The sequence below is a fragment of the Priestia sp. P5_B4 genome (genome assembly GCF_056400385.1).
Map to the genome: position 1 here is coordinate 1 of NZ_JBFULJ010000729.1, position 1,934 is coordinate 1,934.

Genomic DNA, 1,934 nt, shown 5'->3' on the forward strand with positions numbered 1-1,934 from the left:
GGATTCCGGTAATCTGGTTGTTCGGGTCGGCGTAGATAGAGGTGCCACTTCCTCCGTCCCAGCCAAATTGGCCGATGGGTGCATAGTCACCGCGGTAAGTTCACACCATCATCCCCATATCCCAGCCACCGTCACGCCCTTGTCCGAGGGAATTATTTAAGAATATCGGTTTGATTTGAGTAGATTAAATCTTTACATAAGCTGAATTATTTAAGCTTATTTCTTATTTTAAGATTTTATCTAATCTTTCAGCCTAGGAAAGTTAGGGTATAGGGGAAAGACTAATTTTATCTACTATACATTTGAAGTTTAAAAATCCACATCTTAGTTYCTTGAAAGCAGATAATTTAACTCAATTTATACGACCTTTACCCTGTATCTGTATGAGATTGTTTTTAATTAGCTGGTGAAGGATATATCTATTAGTAGAACAACCTATTTTATAGGGGTAGAGGAGGAGAAAATAGTGAAAGAAATTAAAGTGGCAGAAAATAGTGGTCAGGCAAATAAGTTGATTGAAAATCTTTTTACCAATGGTTTTAGTAAAAGTGAAGTTTACTTGTTGACCTATAATAAAGAGCGTTCGGAATATTTAACAGATATAACAAATACGAAAGAATATCGAACTTCTGAACAAGGGATTTTTACGTCTACTGTTGATAAGTTATTTTCTCGTGAAGATGAACTCCGTTCTAAAATGACTTCGTTAGGGTTAACAAAAGAAGAAACTGAACGATGTATAGGTGAAGTGAAACAAGAACGTATAGTAATTATTGCAAAGAAGAGTATTTAATAGTTTGCTGCGGGTGCAATAAATGTTGAAGAAACTAAGTGATCGAGAAGAGTAAACCTTATTGGTATGTTGCTGTCTATATATATGGTTTGCTCTATTATTAGAAAAGTATATAATTCTAAAAAAGCTATACAAACTCTCTTTACCTGTTAATTATAGAGAGTTTGTATAGCTTTTTTACTGATATTATTCGTTAGTAGTAAAATCATCTGTTTTTAATGCAAAAACTAGTATACGGCCCCAATTTAATTCTTTTAAATAGTGTTGAACTTCCTCATCTGATAATCCTAAAGAGTAAAGCTTAGAGTGTAGTTCATCTTTGTAAAAATGAAATGAATTTGCTATTGGATTGTTATCCCTTAATTCGGATACACCAATATCGTTTGTATTTAACGCACTTATCAATTCTTCAGTACGATCTTTTTCATGGGCTAATAAGTAGATATTATCTTTTCTGAATCCTAGGCTTAAAAATTGTTCAATAGCCTCTTTTACTTCATAGCCGTCCTTTACCACTCTTATTTTCTTCATTAAAAAACCTCCTTAATCATAGGCTATTTAATGGAAGTTTATAATATGCATAACTTGCTACCTGCTTAGAACATCTTAACTACGCTTTAGATATTCTAGACTAAGGTATGAGGCCCATGAATATGTTTGTTGGCTCTGAAATAGTACATATGATTATGATGAAAGCAATATCTGTCCAAGATACAACTGAAGTGTTTTACAATTGTATTAACAGAGTCAATAATATGAACTGATAATTCATTGCTTCTTTTCATTATAATATTGCACAGGGAACATAGATCCTTCTGAGACCATTTTATTATCTTCAATGTCCAGAGGGTCTGGATGACCTGCTTTGTGTATGGGAAATGAGGCCAATTTTTTGGTCGATGATTCACATGAAATAGCTTTTTTTACACTTCGAACAAACCCTTTTACCTTATCTAAGTTTGATTTATCCTTCAATAAATAAGTTGTAATCCCTACGCTTACTGTTGAAATAGCAAGACCAGAAATAAGTGTTTTTTGTCGCATTCTACTTCCTCCTCTCTATTTTTATTTTGAAACCATTTTCCCTATGTGATAGCTTAATAAACCTGTATTTTTGGGTATCAGTTGTAAGCTTGAACAC

3 protein-coding genes and 1 pseudogene are annotated in these 1,934 nt (G+C 33.1%); 1 reads left to right on the plus strand and 3 read right to left on the minus strand.

The window, feature by feature from the left end:
* A pseudogene (locus AC1DRF_RS25245) lies at positions 1-151 on the minus strand (serine hydrolase); the annotation flags it as partial.
* 315 nt (positions 152-466) lie between these two features.
* On the opposite strand from AC1DRF_RS25245, the gene AC1DRF_RS25250 reads away from it, so the two are divergent.
* Entirely contained in the window at positions 467-793 is a 327-nt protein-coding gene (locus AC1DRF_RS25250) for a general stress protein (protein ID WP_279621134.1), read from the plus strand.
* Positions 794-979: 186 nt separating this feature from the next.
* Here AC1DRF_RS25250 and AC1DRF_RS25255 read toward each other — a convergent pair whose 3' ends face one another.
* Positions 980-1,324 (minus strand): YflT domain-containing protein, encoded by a 345-nt coding sequence (locus AC1DRF_RS25255; RefSeq protein ID WP_192998774.1) that lies wholly within the window; start codon positions 1,322-1,324, stop codon positions 980-982.
* 237 nt (positions 1,325-1,561) lie between these two features.
* Entirely contained in the window at positions 1,562-1,837 is a 276-nt protein-coding gene (locus AC1DRF_RS25260) for a hypothetical protein (RefSeq protein ID WP_279621135.1), read from the minus strand.
* Positions 1,838-1,934: the final 97 nt, after the last annotated feature.